Origin of the sequence: Martelella sp. HB161492, from assembly GCF_013184775.1 — a bacterium.
In the GTDB taxonomy this organism is placed as follows: domain Bacteria; phylum Pseudomonadota; class Alphaproteobacteria; order Rhizobiales; family Rhizobiaceae; genus Martelella.
The window spans coordinates 205,194-228,749 of the sequence record NZ_JAATVV010000009.1 but is presented as its reverse complement, the minus strand read 5'-3'; the positions used below and the strand labels follow the sequence as shown (position 1 = coordinate 228,749).

The following is a 23,556-nucleotide window of genomic DNA, read 5'->3' as shown; positions in this document are numbered from 1 at the left end:
ATTACCGCGATGGATGCTGCACTGTCTTTTGGCGATAGGGCTGCGGCAACAGGCCGAAAAAGCCACGCCCCCAGCCGAAAACGGCCATGGCCTTTTTGAGTCCGCGCAAAATCGTCTGAACGCCTTTCCGGCGTGAAAACAGCATCGTCACCGCACCGAGGATCAACATGACAAGCGCCGAAACACCGCGTTCGAGCGCGCGCGGCAGAAATCGGCTCGCGGCCTTTAGCCGGCCATGCTTGCGGATGAAATCGATCATTTCGGCCGATGTCACGCGCTGCCAGGACGTTAGGTTATAGGCAAGGCCGACACGGGACGGCTCGACAATCTCTTCGACAACGGCGTCATCGAGCCAGACGATCCGCCCTCCCGCCGATGTGACACGGCGGAAAAACTCGGTATCCTCGCCACCGAGGAACCGGTATTGCGGATCGAAGCGCAAATCCCGCCCCTCTTCGAGGAAAAAGGCTTTGCGCATCACCGCGTTGTTGGTCGCCGCACTGTCCATCACATCGCCATAGGCGTGACGCGCAAGCTTCGGCGGCTGATAAAAGAGCGGCAGATCGTCCGGCAAGACGTAATGAACCGGCCCGGTCAGAACATCGGCGCCGAAGGTCCCGATGCCGCGCAACATGGCCTCAAGCCAGTCCGGCCGCGCTGTCTCGTCATCATCGATGAAAGCCAGCCATTCCGGCGCCTGTTCCAGCGCAATGGACAATACCCGGTTGCGGGCGGATGTCAGACCGATTTCCGTCTCGAGCGCGTAGACGAAGGACACGTCGGGCCAGCTCTTCTCCAGCTCCTCCACAACCCCACGGCTATGTTCCGCACTGTCGTTCTCGACCACAACCACGGCGTGGCCCGGGCCTTGCAGCTGCGGCAGAAGCGATCGAAGACAGGCCTGAAGCTGCGTCTGGCGGCGCCGCGTGCAAACCATGATCGTAAACCGTTGTTCCATTCACGCCCCATCCGCGCCGATAATTCTTTATTCCCAGCCACCGGACATTGGCGGAAAACGCTCCGGATTACACGGCGTTTCCCGGCACGGGTGATCGGCCGGTCAAGGGCCACATACCCCTGAGAAGCGCCTATTTATCAGATAATACACAATAAATACAACAGCCTAAAGAGCAATATCAAGACATTATACGGGCTTCTGATTGCGGCGCAGAATGTGTTTCGTGACCAAAGGGATTGCGCTGTTTCAGCTGAAGCGCAGGCAATCACACAGCAAAACCTCATCGGCGATGCACGTCGCTGCAGGAGGGAGGTCCCGGCGACGCGTCAGCACCGAGAGCAGCAAGCAGGATCAACACCGCGAACAGGCGGAAAGACGACAGGAAACAAAGGCAGAGACCGACATTTTGCAATACCAATTCCGGCACATTCACCTTATATCGGGTAGTCGAGAAACGCTGGAGAGCCGCACTGAGCATGCCGATTTTCGTGATCAATCTGGACCGTAGCCAAGACCGCATGCAGCGCATGCAGCAACTATTGTCGGATCGGTCCCTCGCCTTCGAACGATTTGCCGCCGTGGATGCGAGAACACTCGATCCCGAGGAAACCGCCGCGATAACCGATTCACTGAAGACACGCGGGCGGGCGCTCCATTCCGGTGAGATCGCCTGCTATCTCAGCCATCTCCGGCTGTGGCGCGAAGGATTGGCCCGCAACCTGCCCTGGATCTGCATCTTTGAAGACGACATTCATCTGAGTGACGACGCGGGCCCCCTGCTTGAAAGCGCCGACAGCTGGATTCCACAGGATGCAGACCTGGTGAAGATCGAAACCACCCGCTGGAAAACCACCGTTGACCGCAAGCAGAAAAAGATCACCCGAACCCGTGGTCTGAGACGGCTTCATGACTTTCATTGGGGAACCGCCGGCTACATCGTTACAAAGAAGGGCATGGAAACGCTCTCGGCAGCCAGCGACAAGCTGCGTCAGCCGGTTGATGAATTCATGTTCTATCCCGGCTCCGCCATCTTCTCGAAGCTAAAGATTTACCAACTCGATCCGGCGATCTGCATCCAGGATTTCTACCTGCCTGCCGATGACCCGCGGCGCATCGAGATCGCATCCGAAATCACCCAGTCGGTCGATGAACGCGGCTCGGTGACGGGCGGCAAGGCCCGCTATGAAGGCAATTTTCTGATGCGGAAGCTGAGGCGCAGATCCCAAAAGATCCGCAACGCAATTGCACGCTGGCAGAATGGCGTCGCCATCAAGACCATCCTCTTCCGCTGATACCGAGATACTGTCTGAAATGGCTCATCCGCATCGATCTGGCTATCGTGCACTTCGATCGATCGAGCGCCCTTCAATGGTTCCGGCCTGACGCGGCGAATAGCCGAATTTGCGGGCAAAGGCGCGAGAGAAAGCTTCCGCACTGCCAAAGCCGACATGGGCCGCGACGGTTTTGACGCTTCGGCCCGCCAGCAATTCCGCGCGCCCCAGCGACAGGCGCCAGCCATTCAGATAGGCCGCTGGCGTTTCACCGACAACCCGGCTGAAATGCGATGTAAAGGCGCCGCGCGACATTCCGGCGATGCGGGCCAGTTCCGGCACCGTCCAGCTCCGCGCCGGTTCGTCATGGATTGCAACGAGGCTTTTGTGGAGCTCAGGATGGGCAAGCCCTGAAAGCAAACCGGCATTGACGGTACCCATTGCGATCGCGCGTCTTATTGCGAGAACGACAACGACCTCGCACAGGCGTGCCTTGATCGTGCCGCCGCCGCAGCGGGCCGTATCAGCCTCGGCCACAATCAGTTCCGACAAGCCGTAAAGCTGAGGCGCCTCGGCAAGCGAAAAGCACAGCTGATCCGGCAAAGCGCCGATCAGCGGGTTGACGCTGCCACCAAATTCCACCCGTGCGGCGGCAAGAAGCGCGCCATCCGGCGGCAAGGCTGCAGACAGCCGGGTCCGATAGACTAGTTTGGTCGGATGCCCCTGCCCTTCGCCATCCAGGATCAGCAGATTGGCCGCTTCCGCTTCCTCAAGATAGGCGGCACTCAGCGCGAAGGCCTTCAGGAAGGCCGACAGCCGATCATATCTTTCCCGCTGTTCTGGACGTTCGATCATGTATTCCCGCAAAATCCTGCCTCGAAATACTCTACCCTCAGGAAGAACGCTGTTCCAGAGCCGATGAGACCAGGAAGGAGACATTCATGAACCAGACATCCGCTGCCAAGTTCGATGCCGATCGCGCCGGGGAATATGCCCGCCAGAGCCGGATAGCCCTTGCGGGTTATGACGCCTGCCATGCCCTGTCGGCCTGCATGCTCTCAGCCGCACTCGGCGCGGGACGGGCGGCACGCCTGCTGGTGGCTGGCGCAGGTGGCACGGCCGGCGAGATCATCACGGCCGCGACCCTCGAGCCTCATTGGTCCTTTGTCGCGGTTGATCCTGCTCCTGCCATGCTCGAACTGGCAAAGGCGCAGATTGCCGGCGCGAATCTGAGCGAGCGGGTCACCTTCGTCGAGGGGTTGGTTTCTGACCTGCAGCAATCGCCGCCCTTCGATGCCGCGATCATGATCGGCGTTATCCATCATCTGCCGGGCGACGCGGCAAAACGGGCGATATTGAGCGACATCGCTGCCCGGCTGAAACCGCAAGCACCCCTTGTTCTGGCAGGCAATGTCCGGCCCTACGCCTCGCAGCCCGAGCTCATGGCGGCATGGGCCAATCTATGGCGCCTGCATGGCACGGCCGACGCAGAGATTGAGGAAAAGCTGGCCCGCATCCTTCAGGGCGCAGAACCGCCCCGCTCGGAAGAAGCGCTTGCCGCACTTCTGAATGAAACAGGCTTCGGCACGCCGCTGCGCTTCTTCGCCAGTCTGTTCTGGGGCGCCTGGCTGATACCAAGAGACAATGATTAGGACTCATATGATGCGCGCTGGAATGACCATCCGAATAGGGAAATTCCGTCGCCTTGCCGGTCATGCGCGTCCCGGAGGCCTAATCGCGCCGCCGCCGCGAAGGGGCAACATAGGTGTCGAGCCGGCGAAGATGCGTATCCGTCTCTCCCAGCACTTCCGGTGCATTCATCTCGGCCCGCCCGGCAAGCATGCTTGCCAGAACCTCCGCCAGCGCAAAACCGGGTGTCACGACATGGAAGAAGGTCAGGCTGTCGGTCGGAACGATGATGGCAACGTCGACGATCTCGCGTACCGGGGCGACCTCGCTGTCGGTGATCGCAACGATCTTCAGTCCGCGCGCATGGGCATATTCGCAGATCTCCAGCGTTTCGCGGGCATAGGGGTTGATCGTCATGACAAAGAGCACATCGCCCGGCTGGGCATGGGCAAGCCCGTCGGTTCCGGTTCCGCCCGGTGCGTCAAGCAGGATGGCCCGCTCGCCGAGCAGCGAGATCATATAGTTGAATTGCCACAGCACCGGATGGCAGGAGCGGCGCCCAAGGCCGTAAATCCGTCGCGCGCCCGCCAGCATATCGGCAGCCTGGGCGACGGATTGCAGCACCTCCAGCCGGGACAGACCCTCGATCTGATCCGCCAGCTTGGCGAACATGCGCGAAGCAAGAGCCACATCGCCCTCAAGCGCCTGATTCTGGATTTGCTGGCGGGCTCTTTCGGCAAAGGAATTGTCTTCAGCACGGATCGCATCGTGGAACAGCGCTCGCAATTCATCATAGCCCGACATGCCGAGGAACTTTGCCAGCCGGGTCATGGTTGCCGGCGCAATGCCTGCAAGCCTTGCCTGATCGCGCATCGACAGCAGAGCCACATCACGTGGATTGTCGAGCACAAAACGGGCAGCGGCCTGCAATTGAGGCGGCATGTCCGGAAAACGGGCGATGATATCTTCGTGAAGCGGATTATTACCCATTGGGTCCTGACATATAGCTATCGTGTTGAGCAGGCTAGCTGATCGCAGCGCGAAAGACCAGTCGCCGGGTCCTTGTCACGGGACCGGGGTCACCTCTGCCGTCTGCTCCTGCCGGATGACGTTGGCCCAGAAGCTTGTCACCTGGTCCAGCGTTTTGCCTGGCACGGCGTCCAGCAGGCTGCGGGTATAGTCACTTTGCGGCTGGACCAGCACGCTTTCCGCCGGCCCGGCCTCGACGGCGACGCCGCGCTGCATCACGACAATGTCGTCGCAGAGCCGGGCCGCAACCCGCAGATCATGGGTGATGAACAGGATCGCCAGGCCGAAGCGCTGTTGCAGCGATTCGAGCAGATCCAGCACCTGGGCCTGAACAGAAACGTCAAGCGCGGAGACGGCCTCATCGGCAACGATCACTTCCGGATCCATCATCAGCGCGCGGGCAAGTGCGATGCGCTGACGCTGTCCGCCCGAGAACTGATGCGGGTAACGCTCGAGCGAGGCGGCCGGCAGGCCGACCATTTCGATCAGCCGTCCCGCCTTTTCCATCGCAGCACTTCGGCTTGTACCGAAGTTGATCGCGCCCTCGGTCACGCTCTGCATGACAGTGCGGCGTGGATTGAGCGAACGGTTCGGATCCTGAAACACCATCTGCAGCCGTGCGGCCTGAAGCCGGCGGGTTTCGGCATTGGCGGTGCTCATATCCGCTCCGTCGATACGGATTGTTCCCGAAGTCGCCTCCTCCAGCCCCATGATGCAGCGCGCAAGCGTCGACTTCCCGGAACCGCTCTCGCCGACGATTCCGAGCGTGCGCCCGGCATGAAGCGTGATGCTGACATCTTTCAGTGCGTTGACGGTGTGGCGGCCACTGCTGAAGGTTTTGCAGAGCCGCGCGACAGACAGGGCCGGAACCGTCTTATGGCTGGTCGTCGCCGGTCGCGGCCTGAGCGTCGGAATAGCGGCAAGGAGCTCACGCGTGTAGGTTTCCTTCGGCTCTGAGATCACCATCCGCGCCGCGCCCTCCTCAACGGGTGACCCCTTGCGCATGACGAGAACGCGATCAGCAATATCGGCCACCACGCCCATGTCATGGGTGATGAACAGCACGGCCGTGCCATGCCTTTCCTGCAATTCCTTGATCAATTTGAGGATCTGGGCCTGGGTGGTCACATCGAGCGCCGTCGTGGGTTCGTCGGCGATCAGCAGTTTCGGCTCGAGGGCCAGCGCCATGGCGATCATGATGCGTTGGCGCTGGCCGCCGGAAAGCTGGTGGGGAAAGCGCTGCGCCAGCCTCTCGGGATCCGGCAAATGGACATCGTCGAGCGCAGCAATCACCCGCCTGCGCCGTTCCGAGCGGCCGAGGCTGGTGTGAATGGCAAGAACCTCATCGAGTTGTTCGCCAACGGTCATCACCGGGTTGAGCGCGGTCATCGGCTCCTGGAAGATCATCGCCATCCGCGTGGCGCGCAGCTGGCGCAGACGTTTGGCCGAGGCGTTGAGCAGGTTTTCTCCGTCAAGGCTGATCGTACCGCTGGTCACCGCCAGTTCGCGCTGCGGCAGCAGTCCCATGATCGAAAGCGAGGTGAGCGATTTTCCTGATCCGCTCTCACCGACGAGACACAGTGTCTCCCCCGGATTGATGTCGAGGCTGATGCCGTTGAGCAGCTGTTTCGGCATCAGGCCGGTGGTGGCCAGATGCAGGTCGCGGATCTGCAGCAGTGATGTCGTTTCGGGGTTCACGGCTTAGCCTTTCCGCTTGCTTGTCTTGGGGTCAAGCGCATCACGCAGCGCGTCACCGATGATATTGATCGACAGGATTGTCAGCGTCAGCGCCAGGGCCGGCCAGAAGATCAACGAGGGTTTGATCGAAAAATAGAGCCGCCCGTCGGCCATGATATTGCCCCAGGACGGTGTTTCCGCGCTGATCCCGACACCGAGGAAGGAAAGAGCCGCTTCCGTCAGGATCGCCGCAGCGAAGATATAGGCCGACTGTACGACGATCGGAGCGACCGTATTCGGCAGCAGATGGCGGACCAGCATGGTCGGGCCGCGCGTGCCCAGAAGCCGGGCGGCCTCGACATAAGGCTCCTCGCGGGCGGTGAGCACTCTTGCACGGGCAAGACGGACCACCGACGGGATTTCCGGGATCAGGATGGCGATGATCACGGTCGTCAGCGAGGGACGGATGATGGCAATCAGCGCCACGGCCAGCAGAATGCCCGGAATGGCCATGAGCCCGTCCATGATGCGCATGATGACCGGATCGAGCCTGCGGAAATAGCCGGACAGCAGACCGAGCGGCAGGCCGATCACGACGGCACCCAGCGTGGCGCCTGCCCCGACGATCAGCGAGACGCGGCCACCGAACAGAATGCGCGCCCAGAGATCCCTTCCCATGGCGTCAGTTCCCAGAAGATGATCGGCTGACGGCGGTTTCAGCCGTTCCGATGGCACCATGAGAACAGGATCATGAGCCGACAGGAGCGGTGCAAAAATCGCCGCCAGAACGATCAGCGCCAGCATGATGATGGCCGCAAGCGTGATGATGTGCGGCCGGCTGGTGCCGAAGATGCGCGTCAGAATGCTGTGCCGGTAGGCCGGCGAGAGGGCTGGGCTGCTCATTGGTAGCGGATCCTCGGATCGGTGATGGCATAGGCAAGGTCGATCAGCAGGTTGACCACGACGTAAAGGACGCCGGTCAGGAGGATCAGTGCCTGGATCATGCTGTAATCGCGCGACAGCACCGATTCCACGACCAGACGGCCGATGCCGGGGATGTTGAAAACGCTCTCGGTGATGACGACGCCCGAGATCATCATGGCAAAGCCGGAACCGACGACGGTGATGATCGGCACCGCGGCATTGCGCAATGCATGGCGGAACAGCACCCGTGGCTCGCCAAGGCCCTTTGCCCTGGCCGTGCGGATGAAATCCTCATCGAGAACCTCGACCATCGAGGCGCGTGTCATGCGTGCAATCAGGGCGATATAGGTCGACGCCAGGGTCACGGCCGGCAGGGTCATGTGGCTGAGGAATGGGCCAATACCGTCGGCAGGGCTCTTGTAGCCCTGGGCGGCAAACCATTTGACGTCGATCGCAAAGGCGCCAATCAGCACATAGCCGAGAACGAAAACCGGTACGGAAAAGCCAAGCACCGAAAGCGTCAGAATGGCACGGTCTATGACAGCACCGCGCTGCCAGGCGGCGAGAACACCGAGCGGAATGGCGACGATGATGGTGATGACGATGGAGTAGAGCGCGAGACAGACTGTCGGACCGATGCGCTGGGCGATCAGCGTGCCGACCGGCACCTGCGAAATCATCGACGTGCCGAAATCCCCATGCAGGACATTCACCACCCAGCGCCAGAACTGGACCACCAGCGGCGCGTTCAGGCCGAGCGCTTCACGCACGGACTGAAGGCTTTCCTCCGTCGCATTCTCCCCGAGAATGACGCGTGCCGGATCACCGGGCGTCAGATGCAGCAGACCAAAGGCAATCACCATGATGATCAGGACCACCGGGATCGCCGCAAGCAGCCGCGTCACCAAAAATCTCAACATGTTCTCACATTTCTCCATGCCGCCATGGCGGAAAAGATGGCGCCCGGCAGCGGCACAGCCGTCCCGGGCGCCGTCATCATCACTTGGCCAGTTCGACCTGCCAGAACAGCGTCAGCGGCCCCTGAGGAATGTCCTCGACGCGATCGTTCCAGGCGGCGATGATGTCGTATTCGCCGAGCGGAACATAGTTCACCTGATCGAGAACGCGCGCCTGAATTTTCTCGGCGATTTCCTTCTGCTTCACCGGATCGGTTTCCACCGAGAATTCAGTGCGCATCTGCTCGAGCTCATCATCCTTCGGCCAGCCGGACCAGGCCTGGCTGGAGCCGCTCGCATCAATCACGGTCGAGGCCAGCGGATCCCATATCCCGGTGATGCCCCATGCGGAGAACAGCATGTTCCAGCCGCCATCGGCCACGGGTGCACGGCTGTACTGGCGCTGCAGATGGGTCTGCCAGTCCATCGACTGAACTTCGACATTGAAGCCGATCTCGCGCATGCGCTGAGCGGCCAGCAGCGGCTGCGGCTTGAATGCGTCAAGCTCCGTCTGCTGCAGCATGATCACCGGCGTGCCGTCATAGCCGGACTTGGCCAGGAGCTCCTTTGCCTTTTCCTTGCGACCGTCACCATAAAGCCATTCGGCACCGGCGTCAGATGCCAGCGGCGTCGAGCAACCGTAGATCGAGGCGCAGAGATGATAATATTGCGGGTCTCCGATCGCCGCCTGCATCAGTTCTTCCTGATTGAGCACCAGCATCGCCGCGCGACGGACATCGACATTGTCGAACGGGGCGAGCGTATGGTTCATGCGCGCCACGACCTGCATGCCCAAGGGCCGCACCATGCCGGTATCGACGTCCGGCATGGCCTCAATCACCGGAAGCAGATCGAGCGGAACCTGTTCGACAAAGTCGACGTCACCGTTCTGCAGCGCGTTCAGCGTTGTCTGCATGTCAGGCATGGATTGCCAGATGACCTTGTCGACATTGACGACCTTGCCGCCGGCGGTCCAGCTTGATGGTTCCGGACGCGGCACGTAATCGGTGTTCTTGACATAGACCACCTTGTCGCCCGGGCGGAATTCGTCAGCCACGAACTTGAACGGACCGGAGCCGATCTGCTCCGGCAGCTGCTGGCCCTTCGGCGTTTCGGCAAGGCGTTTCGGCATCATGAAGGGCGGGATCGGCGATGGCTTGGCCAGAAGCGCAAGGATCTGGCCGAAGGGTGCGCTCAGCCTGATTTCGAAGGTCTTGTCAGACGTTGCCGCGAGGGAGGCAACCTGCTTGAACAGCCTTGCACCACCGGCATCATAGCTTGCCCAGCGGTTCAGAGAGGCAATGCAATCTTCCGCGGTGACATCGCTGCCGTCATGCCATTTCAGGCCATCACGCAGCGTGAATGTATAGGTCAGCTTGTCATCGGATACCGTGTAGTCCGCCATCTGCGGCTGCGGCTGATACTGGGCATCCATGCCGAGCAGCGTGTCATAGACCATGAAACCATGGGTGCGGGTGATCTGGGCGGTGGAAACCGACGGATCGAGCGCTTTCAGATTGCCGCTCATCACGGCCGTCAGGGTCTTTTCTTCGGCCGCCAGTGCGCTGTCGCCGAAAGCGCCGAATGTTGCGGTTGCCAGGCCTGCCATCATGGCAAGCAGGCTGCGTCTGCGGAGATTGAGCATGTTCGTATTCCCTCTGTTGTTATGGTTCAAAGAGCTTTGATGACGGCGTCGAGCGTATCTTCGAGACGCTGGACAATTTCATCGGCCTGTTCTTCCGTGAGGATGAATGGAGGAGCGAGAAGGATGTGATCGCCGCGCTGGCCGTCGATCGTGCCGCCCGACGGGTAGATCATCAGGCCGTTGTCGAGTGCTGCCGTCTTGACGCGGGCGTGGAGCCTGAGGTTCGGATCGAAGGGGGCGCGGCTGGCGCGGTCGCTGACCAGCTCGAGACCGATGAAGAGCCCCCGGCCGCGTATATCGCCGACATGCGGCGCGTTGCCGAAGCGGGCTTTCAGGGCCTGCATCAGATAGGCGCCCCGGTTCTTCACGCTGTCGAGCAGCCGCTCTTCGGCAATCACCTCCTGTACGGCGAGTGCTGCTGCGGCGGCCACGGGATGTCCCATATAGGTGTGGCCATGGGCGAAAGCGCCTGAACCGAGGGAAAAGGCTTCGTAGACCGGCCCCGACACCAGCACGGCGCTCACCGGCTGATAGCCAGCGCCGAGCCCCTTGGCGACAATCTGCAGATCCGGAACGATCCCTTCCTGCTCGCAGGCATGGAGCGTTCCTGTCCGCCCCATTCCGCACATGACCTCATCCAGGATCAGCAGAACCCCATAGCGGTCGCAGATGGCACGGATGCGCTTGAAGTAGTCGCCGACCGGCGGCACCGCGCCTGCCGTCGCGCCGACAACGGTTTCGGCAACGAAAGCGATCACCGAGCCGGCGCCGAGCGCAAGGATCTTTTCCTCCAGTTCGCCCGCGGCCCTTGCGGCATAATCCGCCTCGCTCTCGCCTGGCAGCATATAGTGATAGGCAAAACAGGGGCCGATATGGTGGGTCTCGATCAGAAGCGGCTGAAACGCCTTGCGCCGTCCCTCATTGCCGCCGGTCGCCAGCGCTGCGAGCGTGTTGCCATGATAGCTCTGCCGCCGTGCGATGACATGACGCCGCTGTGGCTCGCCGCGTTCTACATGATATTGACGCGCCATTTTCAGCGCAGCCTCGACGGCTTCGGAGCCCCCGTTCAGGATCATTGCATGGGTGATACCGGCCGGTGCATCCTCCACCAGTCTGGTCGCAAGCCTTTCGGCAGGCTCCGAGGTGAAGAAGCTTGTATGGGCATAGGCGATCGTATCGAGCTGACGGATGATGGCCTCGCGAATGCGCGGATGCCCATGGCCAAGGCAGGACACTGCCGCGCCGCCGCAGGCATCGAGATAGGCCTTGCCGGCGGTGTCGTATATATAGGCCCCTTCGGCTTTTGCCGCAGTTTTTGGGGTGTGCCGCAAATCGCGGTGCATCAGCTGGCTCATGGATGGTCTTTCAAATTCAATATGGGTCCTGAAATGAAGGCAGTGCGTGCGGCTGGCCGCAAAAAGGGGTCAGGCCGCATCTTCGAGCACCAGGCTTGCGCCCTTGGCACCGATCATGATCGCCGCCGCATTGGTGTTGCCCGAAACGATCTGCGGCATGATCGAGGCGTCGGCGATCCGTAAGCCGCCAATGCCGCGCATGCGCAGTCGCGGATCGACAACGCTGGCGTCGTCCCCTCCCATCCGGCAGGTGCCGACCGGGTGGAAAATGGTGGTTGCCATGCGCGCTCCGGCATCGCGAAGGCCAGCCTCGTCGCGGATCCCGGCGCCGGGAAGCGTCTCACATTCGACATAGCGGGAAAATGCCGGCTGGGCGGCGATGGTGCGCGCGAGCCTGATGCCGCGCGTGGCCACGGAAAGGTCCGCCTCGCACGAAAGATAGTTGGGACGGATTTCCGGAACGCCACCATCCGCCTTCAGATGGACGCTGCCGCGCGCCTGCGGCCGCAGATTGCAGACAGAAGCGGACAGGGCGGGAAAACGATCCATCGTGCCGTGACCGTCGCTCATCGAAATCGGCTGAACGTGGAACTGCAGATCGGGCCGTGCCACGTCGGACGCTGACCGGGCGAAGATGCCCACCTGGCTCGGGGTCATGGAGATTGGCCCGGAGCGGTTGAGCGCATACTCTGCCGCCATGGCCGCCTTTCCGAACAGCGAGGCCGCGCGCTCGTTGAGCGAGCCGATATTCCTCAGCCGGAAGGAAACACGCATCTGCAGGTGATCCTGCAGGTTCTCGCCAACTTCCGGGCTGTCGAGAACAGGCATCACCCCACGCGCCTTCAGACGGTTCGCCTCACCGATGCCGGAGCGCTCGAGGATCATCGGCGTGCCGATCGCACCGGCGCAGAGAATGACCTCGCCGCGCGCCCGCACCGTGACGATGTTGCCGGCATGGCGATAGATGCATCCCGTGACGCGGCCTTCGCCAAGCATCAGCCGGTCAACCTCGACGCCCGTGCGCACGCAAAGGCTGGCGCGGTGGCGGGCCGGCCGGAGAAAGGCGCTCTCAGCAGAGCAGCGTATGCCGCGTCTTTGCGTCACCTCGAAGAAACCCGCCCCTTCATTGTCACCGCAGTTGAAATCCGGACGGAAGGGAAGGCCGAGTTCCATCGCGGCGCGCATATAGGCTTCAAGAACGGGCCAGCGGACCCGTGAGGGCTCGATCCGTAATCCCCCGCCTGTGCCGTGGTACGGGGTCTCGCCTGCATGGTGGTCTTCGATCGCGCGGAAGAAGGGAAGGACATCGTCCCACCCCCAGCCCGTGCAGCCGGACCGAAGCCAGCCGTCATAATCTTCGGCCTGGCCTCGGATATAGATCATGCCGTTGATCGCCGATGAGCCGCCAAGGATCCGGCCGCGCGGATAATCAAGACTGCGCCCGCCAAGCCCCGCTTCCGGCTCGGTTCGGTAGCACCAGTCATAGTCCGGATCTCCGAGCGTATAGAGATAGCCGACCGGGACGGCGACCTTCATCCGGCGCGCGCCGCCGCCTGCCTCCAGCAGCAGGACCTTATACCGGCCACTCTGGCTCAGCCTCTCGGCCATGACGCATCCGGCGCTGCCTGCACCGATGACGATAAAGTCAAAATCTTCCATGTTCCCCGGTCGCGTTTTTGCTTGAAACATTTATTTCATTGATTAGTATCAAAATCTATATGGATCGCAATAGCAAAATATGAAACAAATGGATTATTCACGGAGCGCGCTCGCTGAGGTCATGTTTCAGGCCATCTTTCCGGCCGGGTTTGATCGCGCGGCGCCGACGAAAGGGAACTGGACAGTCTATGGAAAAACATCTGCGGATCGCGGTGGCCCGGCTTTGGCACGAGGCCCACAGTTTCACGCCTGTGCCGACGCGGCTTGCCGATTTTCAGCAGCGTGAATGGCAGATCGGACCCTCGGCGGCCGACTTCTATCGCGGCACGGCGACCGAGATCGGCGCCGTCGTGGCGATGATGGAGCGTGAGGGCGATATTGACGTTCACTTCTCGCTCTGCACCGCAGCACCCCCCGGTGGCCTTGCCGTCGAGGAGGACATGCAGTCCATCCATGACCTGATCATCGACGGTCTCGGATCAGAAGCTTACGATGGCGTCTATGTTTCCCTGCACGGGGCGACCCTGTCCGAACGGTCGATCTCACCCGATACCGACCTGCTTCGACGCATCCGTGCCGCTGTCGGTCCCGATGTGCCGATCGCGATCACCTGCGACATGCATGCCTGCCTGAACCCGGACATTGCCGGACTGGTGCAGATCCTGTCCGGCTACCATTCCTATCCGCATGTCGACATGTTCGAGACCGGCGAGCGGGCTTTGTCGATGCTCATGCAAACATTGCGGAACGGCCGCGCCTACCGTCTCAACATGCTGCCCGTGCCGATGCTGCCGCTGAGCCACATGATGCGCACCGCCAGCGGGCCGATGCGCGAGCTCGTCACCTTTGCCGAGGGGCTGACGGCTGATCCCGCCATCGATGACGCGACCTACTTTGCCTCATTCACCTATGCCGACAGCCCCTATTCAAGCGGCCTTGCCACCATTACGGCAGAGGCTGGAACGGATGTTTCAGCATCGCTGAGGCAGATGCATGATGCGATGATGGCGCGTCGCGATGCCTTCCGAGCCAAGGTGACGCCCGCCCCTGCCGGGCTCGAAAGGGCAGAAGCGCTGCTGGCATCGGGGAGAAAGGGGCCGATCGCCGTCATCGACACGGCGGACAACCCGCTTTCCGGCGGCATCGGCGATACGACAGGGCTTCTACGGGCCTTCCTGGACAGCGGCTCGACCCGGCGCACCGTCTTTTCGTTCTTCTTTGATCCGGCGCTTGTGGAGCGGGCGTTTGCGCTGGGGGAAGGCGCGCCGATCGAGGCACAGCTCGGCGGGCGCATCATGCCCGAATATGGTGCGCCGGTTTGCTTTGACGGCACCATAGAGCGGCTGACGGATGGCCGGTTTCGCAATGAGGGACCGATGGAGAATGGCCTTGCCGTTTCCATCGGCCGCACCGCCGTCATCCGGCGCGACAATCTTCGCATCATCATTGCCGAGACCTGCCAGAGCGTCAACGATCCGGGCTGGTGCCGGCTGCATGGCATCGATCTCGATGAGACCGACCTTTTGCTGGTCAAGGCAAAGAACCATTTCCGCGCCTCTTTCGAGCCGCTGTGCGGCGCGCTCATTGACATTGAATCGCCCGGCCCGGCGCCGAGCGATCTGCACGCCATTCCCTTCAAACATGTGCCTCCGGCGTTCCTGCTCTGAATTCCTTGTGAAAAAAAGTTGATAAAGGCAAAGAACAGGCGCAAGCCGCATTCTTTCGGCTTCTGAAATAAAGGTAACAGCATGAAAGACTATCCGGACGTTGAATTGTTCATCAATGGCCAGTGGCGGCCCGCCCGTTCGGGCAAGACCATCGCGGTTCTCGACCCTGCCACGGAAGACGTCATCGGCACGGTCGCCTGGGCAGAAAAACAGGATCTTGACGACGCGCTTGCCGCCGCTGATCAGGGCTTTTCGGTCTGGCGGGCAACGTCTGCTTTCGAGCGCGGCCGGATCATGCGCCGTGCCGCCGATCTGCTGCGGGAACGCTGCGACGACATTGCCGTCTGGATGACCCGCGAACAGGGAAAGCCGCTGTCGCAGTCAAAGGCGGAAATCCGGGCTGGTGCCGACGTCATCGACTGGTTTGCCGAGGAAGCCCGCCGCACCTATGGGCAGATCATTCCGGCGCGCCATCCCGATGTGCTGCAAATGACGGTCAAGGTGCCGGTCGGCCCGGTTGCCGCCTTCACCCCGTGGAATTTCCCGATCAACCAGGTCGTGCGCAAGCTGTCGGCCGCTGTTGCCACCGGCTGCTCCATCATCGTCAAGGCGCCGGAGGAGACCCCCGCCGCGCCGGCCGCACTGATCCGCTGCTTTGCCGATGCCGGCCTGCCGGATGGCGTCGTCAACCTGGTCTATGGCATTCCGTCCGAGATTTCGGAATATCTCATCGCCCATCCCGTCATCCGCAAGATCTCCTTCACCGGATCGACGCCGGTGGGCAAGATGCTGGCGGGGCTTGCCGGTCAGCATATGAAGCGGGTGACGATGGAACTCGGTGGCCACGCCCCCGTCATCGTCACAGGCGATGTCGATGTTGACGCGGTCGTCGCGACAATGGCGACATACAAGTTTCGCAATGCCGGACAGGTCTGTGTCTCACCGACGCGTTTTCTGATCGAGCAACCGGTTGCCGACCGCTTCATCGAAGCCTTCGCAAAGGCGGCGGCCGAGGTGAAGGTTGGAAACGGGCTAGACCCCGAAACGGTGATGGGCCCGCTCGCCAATCCGCGGCGCATCCCTGCCCTTGAGGCGCTGATTGATGATGCGGTGGCCGCCGGCGGCACGCTGCGGACCGGCGGAGCGAGACTCGGCAATCGCGGCTATTTCTTCGCCCCGACCGTCTTGAGCGATGTGCCGCTTTCGGCACGGATCATGAATGAGGAACCCTTCGGGCCAGTCGCCGTCATCAATCGCTTCAATCATCTTGACGAGGCGATTGCCGAGGCCAACCGCCTGCCCTTCGGCCTTTCGGCCTATGCCTTCACCGCTTCGGACCGCACCGCCGCCCGGATCGGCAATGAAGTCGACAGCGGCATGGTCTCGATCAATCACCTGGGGCTTTCACTGCCCGAAGTTCCCTTCGGCGGCATCCGCGATTCAGGTTATGGCACGGAAGGCGGCTCGGAAGCGGTTGAAGCCTATCTCGAAACCCGCTTCATCACCCGCAGGCCGCTATCTGCCTGAAACCGCAAGCAGCAACGATGACAATGGCCTGACGCCCCCGCCTCGGGCCGGAATGACGGCGTGAAACCGAAACCGGGGGACAATTCCCCCGGGCACAAACAAACCTTTCGGCGGGAACGCGCGCGCGGACCGGCAGAACCGGGGTCGGGAGGAGACTGGCGGCTTTGGTCTCGCCAATCAGCGAAGCGGACGTTCGGATTTGAGAGGAGCTTAGTCGCTTTCGGCCCGGAGTTGCCATTCACCTCCAACAGGCGGAATATCCGCTTTGGACAAACTGTTCTAAATTCAAGCATTGTCAGCTTCTATGAAAGGAATGGGATGGACCGATGGCGGATGAGAAACTTTGAAAAAGTGGCGCGGATACTTTTCTTTTTAATTTTATGTCTGATCGGTGCGATTGCCGTGAGCGGGCAAACCGAGGCGAAAGACAGTGAGGTCTGGCAGCCCCAAGGCGATGCCCAACAAATTCCAATCTGGCCGCATGGTGCGCCGGATATGGAAGGCATTTCGCTTCCGCCGGAAAGCTTGAAACCCGGAACGCAGACCATTCTCAATGTCACCGATCCGACAATTACGGTCTATTCTCCCAAAGGCGAGAACAAGGGCGTTGCGATTATCGTGTTTCCAGGCGGAGGATTCCGGGTTCTGGCGATGGACCTGGAAGGCACGGAAATCTGTGATTGGATAACCTCCAACGGCATAACGTGCATCCTTCTCAAATATCGCGTGCCAGGAAGCGACGACTATTGGAACAAGGAATGCAAGTGCCGGATTACGCCAAAGATTCGCCGGGCGCTTCAGGATGCTCAACGTACTGTCCGGCTCGTGAGAGCAAATGCGCAATCACTAAAGATAGATCCGCACAAGATTGGCGTGATCGGGTTTTCCTCTGGCGGTTTTCTGGTGGCCGAGACAAGTAACATTCTCAAACCCAATTATGCGCTCGTTGATGAAGCTGACAAGTTGAGCAGCCGGCCGGACTTTGCTGTCGCGGCTTTTCCTGGGCATATGTGCTTTGACTCCGGACAACCGCGAGTGACCAATTTTAAAGTTACAAGGGAGGCACCGCCAACCTTCCTTGTTCATGCGCGCGACGACGACACAGACAACGTCTGCAATAGTCTGGTCTATGCGGATCGGCTCGAGAAGGCAGGCGTGCCTACCGAGATGCATATCTTTAGCAAAGGCGGCCATGCGTTTGCACTTAGAAAGCCGGACCTTCCTATCGGACAATGGCCAGATTTGGTGATGACGTGGTTGAAGAAAATTGGCATTTTGTCCTGACTTTTGTGGGCAAGCAGCCATTCACCCGCCCCGCAACAAACGTCCGCTCCCCGCCCTCAGTTGACCTTCGCACGCCACGTAACCTACGCCCGCTCTGCGGATCTGACCGATAATCAGTCAACATCCTCTCGGCTCCGCCCTCCGGTCGATTTCGCTGGATGTCGCCTTCAGCCCGGTGTTGCGACAGGCGCGGATGGCGGCAAACTATCGCTATCCAGAGCGCACACATGATGATATTCGGCAACCAGCAAAGGTGGTGACCATGACGCCGAATACCGTTTCCAACGACAAATCCCCGATCGCCGGCATCCATCCGGCCCTTGCCCAGGCACTCGCTGCGAAAGGCTACACCGCGCTGACGCCGGTTCAGCTGGCGATGACCAATGAAGATCACGGTGACGCCGATCTCCTGGTCTCGGCGCAGACGGGCTCGGGAAAGACGGTCGCCTTCGGCATCGCCATCGCACCGACGCTGCTTGGGGATGGCGAAGGTTTTGCGGCGGCGGCCGCACCGCTCGGCCTGGTCATCGCGCCAACGCGCGAACTCGCCGTTCAGGTTCAGCGGGAACTCGATTGGCTCTATGCGGCGGCTGACGTCAGGATCGCGACCTGCGTTGGCGGCATGGACATGCGCAACGAACGCCGTGCACTCGACCGCGGCGCCCATATCGTCGTCGGCACACCCGGCCGCCTGCGCGACCACATCACGCGCGGCGCGCTGGACCTCAGCGCCATTCGCGCCGTGGTGCTCGACGAAGCCGACGAGATGCTGGATCTCGGTTTTCGCGATGATCTGGAGTTCATTCTCGGCGCTGCACCTGAGGAGCGCCGTACATTGCTGTTTTCGGCGACTGTTCGCCGCGGCATCGCCGAGCTGGCCAGAACCGTTCAGACAAATGCGGTGCGCATCGAGACGACCGGCTCCAGCGAACAGCATGCCGACATCGACTATCAGCTGATGCTGGTGCGGCGCGACGAGCGCGAACACGCCATCATCAACACGCTGCTCGACACCGACAGCGCCGGCGCCCTGGTGTTCTGCCACACGCGTGAGGCGGTTCGCCATCTCACGGCGCGGCTGGCAAATCGTGGCTTCGCGGTGGTCTCGCTTTCGGGGGAAATGGCGCAATCGGAGCGGTCGAATGCGCTGCAATCCATGCGCGACGGACGCTCGCATGTCTGCGTGGCGACCGATGTCGCCGCGCGCGGCATCGACCTTCCCAACCTCGACCTCGTGATCCACGCCGATGTGCCGAGCAATCCGGAAACCCTGCTGCATCGCTCCGGCCGGACCGGCCGCGCCGGTCGCAAGGGCGTCTGCGTGCTCATCGTTCCGGAAAACCGGCGCGGTGCTGCCCGGCGCGTGCTTGCCTTGGCGAAGCTTACAGCGACCGTCCGTGCAGCGCCTGGCATTGCCGATATCGAAGCGCGCAACCGCCGGCGGATCATCGATGCCGCCGCCTCTGCCGCAGAGCCCGAAGGAGCGGAGGCTGCGTTCGTGGCCGAATTGCTGGCCCAGGCGGGGCCTGAGCGCATTACAGCGGCGTTCCTTCGCCAGCAGCTCGCCGCCCATCCCGTTCCCGAGGAACTCTCGCCGCTTCCCGCCGAAATGCTCGAGGACAAGGCCTCGGGCCGCGTCCGCCGGGCCGCGGACAAACATGCCCCGGTTCGCGAACCGCGCAGCACGGACATGCAGGACGGCGTATGGTTCACCATCTCGCTCGGGCGCAAGCAGCGCGCCGATCCGAAATTCCTGCTGCCGATGATCTGCAACGCCGGTGGCGTGACCAGACGCGATGTCGGCGCGATCAGGATCGATGACACCGAAACCCGTTTCGAAATCGCCGCCGACAAGGCCGCCGATTATGCGGCACAGCTCAGGAAGCCCGGCAGCGTCGAGAAAGGCATCCGCATCACGCCGGCCGGTGAGATGCGCGAAAAGCCGAGACAGGCGAAACCGAAATTCAAGCAGGACGGCAAACCGTCCCGCAAGCATCAGGCCCCCTCAGCCGATCGCGGCAAGGCGCCGAAGCACAAGAGCCGGAAACCGAAGCGTCCCGCCTGAGCGGGGCGTTCCGGCCCTTGACGGCCCCTCTGACGGCTTTTGCAGTGTGAAACGCAACCAACCGGGCGCCAGCGTCAAGAAGGCATTCATGTGACGAACAAATCCCGGCTCGATGCTCCGGCCAGGCGATCTGCCCGCCGGGAGCGCGTCACGCACCACATCGTTCGTACATCGCGACATGCAGCGGTCTGATCAATTCAGCCAGATAGCATCAGAGCTTCGCCGCAAGAGGTTTCCGCCGCGCGTGCTCGAAAGACTTCGATTTGCGAAGGCACCGTGGGACCGGCAGAAAAAGGGCCGGAAGGGGGCGGTCGTTTTTTCAGGGATCGCGAACTGAGCGGCCGTGGGCCCGTCTTCTGAATTTTACCGCTAGCAGAAATTTGAAATTGGCGATAATTCGCTCATGGACACAATTTCTGCGGATACAACCATCTGGCTTTATGCGCTTGTGGCTGCGGTAGCCTTCGCTGCGGCATTCATAGGAGGCGTCACCGGCTATGGCACCGGATTATTGTTGCCGCCAGTTCTGCTCCCCATTGTTGGCCCTCAATATGTTGTGCCGATCATTAGCCTCTCGGCACTCCTGACGAACGGAAGCCGGGTTGTCGCCTTTTTCTCCGAACTTGATCGTTCCAGGCTGATTTTGATTTCGTCAGTCTCATTACCGACCTGTGCGCTGGGCGCGTTCGGTTATACACGGCTTTCCGGAGCGGGCGTTTCAATTCTCATCGGCTCAGTGCTGATCCTCCTGGTTCCCCTTCGTCGCTATCTGATGCGGCTTCACGGCAACCTAAGCCGAAAAGGATTGACCACCGCAGCAATTGGTTATGGTCTGCTGACGGGCGGAACATCCGGTGCGGGAATAGTCCTGCTCACCATTCTGCTGGCGGCTGGCCTGAATGGCCCTGCGGTGGTTGCCACCGATGCCGGGATATCCCTTGTTCTGGGGCTTTCCAAGGTTCTTGTTTTTCAGACAGCGGGCGCTTTGCCGTATTCCTCATGGATCATGGCGGCTCTCATAGGTGTATCCGCGCTTCCCGGCCCTTTCCTGGCGAAGCGTTTCACCCGGAAGCTTTCACACTCCACGCATGTCTACATTCTCGATGGCGTTGTCATCTTCGGCGGCTGCTTGCTCATTCTTGAAGGCGTTCGCAGCATTTGACCCGATAGCGAAGACGAAGCCATGTGACCTAAACGGTCAAAGCCTGTCCAAGGTGTTCAAACTATGCTGCAATTTACAAACAAGGGGAAGATTTGGTGGAGCTAAGCGGGATCGAACCGCTGACCTCCTGCATGCCATGCAGGCGCTCTCCCAGCTGAGCTATAGCCCCACGAAACAGATCGAAAGCTGGTTCTTTTTCGACCCGCCCGGCGCCTGTTCGCGTCGGATGGCGGCTTGTTACTTTGCTTTCCTGACGGATGCAAGCCCCAAAAATGACTTGCGTCGCAAAAATTTCATCGGCGGTGAAAAATCGCCCGAAACAAGGGCTTTTGCAGTGTGAGAAAGTTTGCCCTGTCCGCAGCGCCATCACTGAAACGGGCCCGTGAAACCGTCATCGCACTGCGCTACCCTCACCCTGTCACCCACGATTCGAGCGGAGAATGAAATGCATGTCGCCTGCCTCCACACCGTTGAAAGCAATATCGCCGTTTTTGACGCGGCGGCGCGCGCCATCGATGGCCTGACACTGAGCCACACGCTGCGTGCCGATCTTCTGGCGCGCGCCGAAGAACAGGGCGCGCTGACGGCTGCGATCCGGGACGAGGCGGCCCGTGCGCTCGAAGCGCTGTCGCGCAGCGCCGATGCCGTCTTGCTGACCTGCTCGACGCTCGGCCCGGCAAGCGAGGCAGTGACAGAAGCCGCAAGCCCCGTCCTGCGTGTCGATGAGGCACTGGCCGTTGAGGCCCTTGGCGCCGGCGGCAGGCTTGTCGTGCTCTGCGCCGCGCCGACCACGATGGAGCCGACACGCGCCCTCTTTGCCCGCATCGCAGAACCATCTGGCGGCAATTTCGCAATCCAGCTGGTTGAGGGTGCCTGGGCCAGGCGCAAGGCTGGCGATCTGGATGGCTATTACAACGACATCGCCGCAGCCATTGACCGGGCCTATTCACAGAGCGCCGATCATATCGCCCTTGCCCAGGCCACCATGGCAGAGGCGGCAGAACGCGCCTCGACCGGCCCGAAGGCCTTCACCAGCCCATCGGCGGGCCTGCTCGCGGCCGCCAACGCCGCTCACGGCCGATGATCGCGCACGGAAATGGACGGATCATCATTCTGAACGGCGCAACACGTTCCGGCAAAACCAGCATCGCACGCGCCATTCAGGACAGTTTTGACGGAGACTGGATCAATCTTGGCGCGGAAGGCCCCCTGCCTGCCCGGCTCCACACGGCGCGAACGTAAAAACCCGCGCCGAAGCGCGGGTTTGTACAAGATCCAGACCTGATCACATCAATGCGCGATCAGTTTTCCTCGTCGTCGTCGGAAACGCCGATAATGCCGGAAACATCGTCATCATCGTCATCATCATCTTCTTCGAGGAAGGTGTCGTCATCATCGTCGCCGAGATCGACATCATCATCTTCTTCGCCATCGATGTCCGGCATGTTGTCAGAGGGGCTGTCGTCATCCGATGCCTCAAGCGAAACCAGTTCGACATCACCGTTTTCGGTGTCGACTTCCTGGACGTCGCTTTCTTCCTCTTCCTTCTCAAGGACCTTGCTGATGGCCGTATCGTCAAAGAAGGACCGTGGCCACGAATTGCCCGAATAGGGCGACACGACCGGATCCTTGTTCAGGTCATAGAATTTCTTGCCCGTATCGGGGCAGGTTCTCTTGGTTCCAAGTTCCGCTTTGGCCACGTCAATACCCTCGTGATTCTCCGGATGAAGACCGGCATTCAAGCCGTCGAGCCGAAATTTACAGCTCTAGTTATCAGGCGGTCCCCTTATAGTGCGGTGGGGCTTATGTCAAAGCCAAACTTTTTCCGCTGCAGGCATGCCCGGCGCAAGCTTCAGCACGAGCGGGCACGAAGATCAAGTGCAGGATTGCCGGATGCGGCATTAACCGTGTTTGCCAACGTTTTTTTAAGGTCTGTTACCTAATAGCTGCAAGCATGAAGAGATCGGTTCTGTCGGCCATTTTTGCCCTGCTCAGCCTTGCTGTTCTGTCGAGCTGCTCGACTACGATCAGCAATACCGAAAACAGCTGCGCCGTTTTGGCGCAAAAGAACGGAATTTTCGAGAACTGGTCGCGTGACGTCAAGCGTGCATCCAACCAGTATGGCGTGCCCGTCTCGGTTCTGATGGCGACGGTTTATGTGGAATCGTCTTACGATTCCAATGCTCGTCCGCCGCGCAAATGGTATTTCGGCATTTTCCCGGGCTCCCGCCCCTCCAGCGCCCTCGGCTTTTCCCAGGCGCTTGACGGCACCTGGGATGACTACAAGCGTCAGACCGGAAACCGCGGTGCAAGCCGCACGGATTTCGGCGATTCGATCGCATTCATTGCCTGGTATCACTATCAGAGCCATGTCCGGAACGGCATTCCGCTCAATGACGCCTACGACCTCTACCTCGCCTATCACAGCGGTCAGACGGGCTATGCCCGCGGCGTTTACAAAAACCGTCCGGTTGCCCTTAATGGCGCTGCCCGGGCTCAGAAAATGGCCCGCACCTACGAATTGCAGCTGCGCCACTGCCTGAACTAAACCAGGCCACGGCTTTTCCTGAAAAAGCCGGCGGATCGCTCCGCCGGCTCAGCTTGTTGGCAAACCGAGTTCCCTTCTCTAGCGTCATGCCTGTGCTGGTCACAGGCATCCAGCCGACGCGCGTCCGCGCGGCGAAAGTCTCTCTTATCCAACGCCATAAAGAGCCTGGATCCCCGTGACGAGCACGGGGATGACGACGG

General features: G+C 61.0%; 19 protein-coding genes, 1 tRNA gene and 1 pseudogene. 10 read left to right on the top strand and 11 right to left on the bottom strand.

What is annotated here, in order from left to right:
* Nucleotide 1 precedes the first annotated feature (1 nt).
* Entirely contained in the window at nt 2–958 is a 957-nt protein-coding gene (locus HCK86_RS16400) for a glycosyltransferase family 2 protein (RefSeq protein ID WP_176085554.1), read from the bottom strand.
* 476 nt (nt 959–1,434) lie between these two features.
* On the opposite strand from HCK86_RS16400, the gene HCK86_RS16395 reads away from it, so the two are divergent.
* Nucleotides 1,435–2,250 carry a glycosyltransferase family 25 protein gene (locus HCK86_RS16395; protein ID WP_176085553.1) on the top strand — a complete coding sequence of 272 codons (816 nt, stop codon included), beginning with the start codon at nt 1,435–1,437 and terminating at the stop codon, nt 2,248–2,250.
* 42 nt (nt 2,251–2,292) lie between these two features.
* Here HCK86_RS16395 and HCK86_RS16390 read toward each other — a convergent pair whose 3' ends face one another.
* Complete coding sequence (locus tag HCK86_RS16390; protein ID WP_176085552.1) at nt 2,293–3,084, bottom strand: AraC family transcriptional regulator; 792 nt, start codon at nt 3,082–3,084, stop codon at nt 2,293–2,295.
* Nucleotides 3,085–3,170: 86 nt separating this feature from the next.
* Between HCK86_RS16390 and HCK86_RS16385 the strand changes: the two genes are divergently transcribed.
* A complete protein-coding gene (locus HCK86_RS16385) occupies nt 3,171–3,881 on the top strand; it encodes a class I SAM-dependent methyltransferase (protein ID WP_176085551.1) in 711 nt (236 codons plus the stop codon).
* Between the two features lie 79 nt (nt 3,882–3,960).
* On the opposite strand, the gene HCK86_RS16380 is transcribed toward HCK86_RS16385, so the two are convergent.
* From HCK86_RS16380 to HCK86_RS16350, 7 genes are all read right to left on the bottom strand, one after another.
* On the bottom strand, nt 3,961–4,848 hold the full coding sequence (locus HCK86_RS16380) for a MurR/RpiR family transcriptional regulator (protein ID WP_176085550.1): 888 nt from the start codon (nt 4,846–4,848) through the stop codon (nt 3,961–3,963).
* A 75-nt stretch (nt 4,849–4,923) separates the two neighbouring features.
* Nucleotides 4,924–6,522 (bottom strand): ABC transporter ATP-binding protein, encoded by a 1,599-nt coding sequence (locus HCK86_RS16375; protein WP_176085575.1) that lies wholly within the window; start codon nt 6,520–6,522, stop codon nt 4,924–4,926.
* A gap of 66 nt (nt 6,523–6,588) precedes the next feature.
* Entirely contained in the window at nt 6,589–7,467 is an 879-nt protein-coding gene (locus HCK86_RS16370) for an ABC transporter permease (RefSeq protein ID WP_176085549.1), read from the bottom strand.
* Nucleotides 7,464–8,408: an ABC transporter permease gene (locus HCK86_RS16365; RefSeq protein WP_176085548.1), complete on the bottom strand. Its 945-nt coding sequence runs from the start codon at nt 8,406–8,408 to the stop codon at nt 7,464–7,466. Before HCK86_RS16365 ends, HCK86_RS16370 begins: the two co-directional genes overlap by 4 nt.
* A gap of 79 nt (nt 8,409–8,487) precedes the next feature.
* Nucleotides 8,488–10,089, bottom strand: coding sequence for an ABC transporter substrate-binding protein (locus HCK86_RS16360; protein WP_176085547.1), 1,602 nt, complete (start codon nt 10,087–10,089; stop codon nt 8,488–8,490).
* Between the two features lie 26 nt (nt 10,090–10,115).
* Nucleotides 10,116–11,444, bottom strand: a complete 1,329-nt coding sequence (locus tag HCK86_RS16355; RefSeq protein WP_176085546.1) for an aspartate aminotransferase family protein — start codon at nt 11,442–11,444, stop codon at nt 10,116–10,118.
* A gap of 69 nt (nt 11,445–11,513) precedes the next feature.
* Entirely contained in the window at nt 11,514–13,103 is a 1,590-nt protein-coding gene (locus tag HCK86_RS16350) for a GMC family oxidoreductase N-terminal domain-containing protein (protein WP_176085545.1), read from the bottom strand.
* Nucleotides 13,104–13,291: 188 nt separating this feature from the next.
* Here HCK86_RS16350 and HCK86_RS16345 point away from each other — a divergent pair, with 188 nt between their 5' ends.
* The 5 genes from HCK86_RS16345 (at nt 13,292) to HCK86_RS16325 (ending at nt 20,808) form a co-directional block, all read left to right on the top strand.
* Entirely contained in the window at nt 13,292–14,770 is a 1,479-nt protein-coding gene (locus tag HCK86_RS16345) for a M81 family metallopeptidase (RefSeq protein ID WP_176085544.1), read from the top strand.
* Between the two features lie 81 nt (nt 14,771–14,851).
* Nucleotides 14,852–16,297, top strand: a complete 1,446-nt coding sequence (locus HCK86_RS16340; protein ID WP_176085543.1) for an NAD-dependent succinate-semialdehyde dehydrogenase — start codon at nt 14,852–14,854, stop codon at nt 16,295–16,297.
* Between the two features lie 333 nt (nt 16,298–16,630).
* Nucleotides 16,631–17,581, top strand: a complete 951-nt coding sequence (locus tag HCK86_RS16335) for an alpha/beta hydrolase (RefSeq protein ID WP_210259934.1) — start codon at nt 16,631–16,633, stop codon at nt 17,579–17,581.
* A gap of 262 nt (nt 17,582–17,843) precedes the next feature.
* Nucleotides 17,844–19,646: a DEAD/DEAH box helicase gene (locus HCK86_RS16330; protein ID WP_176085542.1), complete on the top strand. Its 1,803-nt coding sequence runs from the start codon at nt 17,844–17,846 to the stop codon at nt 19,644–19,646.
* 403 nt (nt 19,647–20,049) lie between these two features.
* Complete coding sequence (locus HCK86_RS16325; RefSeq protein WP_176085541.1) at nt 20,050–20,808, top strand: sulfite exporter TauE/SafE family protein; 759 nt, start codon at nt 20,050–20,052, stop codon at nt 20,806–20,808.
* A gap of 93 nt (nt 20,809–20,901) precedes the next feature.
* Here HCK86_RS16325 and HCK86_RS16320 read toward each other — a convergent pair.
* Nucleotides 20,902–20,977: transfer RNA gene (locus HCK86_RS16320), tRNA-Ala, on the bottom strand.
* A gap of 276 nt (nt 20,978–21,253) precedes the next feature.
* Between HCK86_RS16320 and HCK86_RS16315 the strand changes: the two genes are divergently transcribed.
* Both HCK86_RS16315 and HCK86_RS16310 read left to right on the top strand, forming a co-directional pair.
* Nucleotides 21,254–21,892 (top strand): aspartate/glutamate racemase family protein, encoded by a 639-nt coding sequence (locus HCK86_RS16315; RefSeq protein ID WP_176085540.1) that lies wholly within the window; start codon nt 21,254–21,256, stop codon nt 21,890–21,892.
* Nucleotides 21,889–22,014, top strand: a pseudogene (locus HCK86_RS16310) (chloramphenicol phosphotransferase); the annotation flags it as partial. The gene HCK86_RS16315 and the pseudogene HCK86_RS16310, both read left to right, overlap by 4 nt.
* A 95-nt stretch (nt 22,015–22,109) precedes the next feature.
* Here HCK86_RS16310 and HCK86_RS16305 read toward each other — a convergent pair.
* A complete protein-coding gene (locus tag HCK86_RS16305) occupies nt 22,110–22,508 on the bottom strand; it encodes a TIGR02300 family protein (RefSeq protein ID WP_176085538.1) in 399 nt (132 codons plus the stop codon).
* A gap of 254 nt (nt 22,509–22,762) precedes the next feature.
* On the opposite strand from HCK86_RS16305, the gene HCK86_RS16300 reads away from it, so the two are divergent.
* The gene (locus tag HCK86_RS16300; RefSeq protein WP_176085537.1) at nt 22,763–23,356 is read left to right on the top strand and encodes a transglycosylase SLT domain-containing protein; all 594 of its coding nucleotides are present in this window, start codon (nt 22,763–22,765) and stop codon (nt 23,354–23,356) included.
* The last annotated feature ends 200 nt before the right edge of the window (nt 23,357–23,556 follow it).